General features: G+C 62.6%; 1 protein-coding gene. It reads right to left on the bottom strand.

From position 1 onward, the window contains the following. Positions 1–281: aminotransferase class I/II-fold pyridoxal phosphate-dependent enzyme (locus GN138_RS15920; protein ID WP_157364982.1), on the bottom strand; the 281-nt coding region annotated here is incomplete at both ends.

Below are 281 nucleotides of genomic sequence, written 5' to 3'. Positions count from 1 at the left end.
AAACCCGCGCAAGTCCGGGTCGCTGACAAGCCCGAACCCGAGCCGCGCACCGGCCAACCCATAAGCCTTGGAGAAGGTACGCAGCGCCACCCAGTGAAGGCCGCTGTCGCGCAGAAGTGTGGCGGCAGACGGATAATCGTCACCGGCTGCATATTCGGCATAAGCTTCGTCCACGACCAGCAGCGTCTCCGGCGAGACCGCATTGACAACGCGCTGCAAAGCCTCCGGTGTCAGCCAACTCCCGACCGGATTGAGCGGATTTGCGAACATCACGAGACGTG

This window comes from Winogradskyella endarachnes (assembly GCF_009741275.1).
GTDB classification, from domain to species: Bacteria; Bacteroidota; Bacteroidia; order Flavobacteriales; family Flavobacteriaceae; genus Winogradskyella; species Winogradskyella endarachnes.
This window is presented reverse-complemented; position numbering and strand designations above follow the sequence as displayed.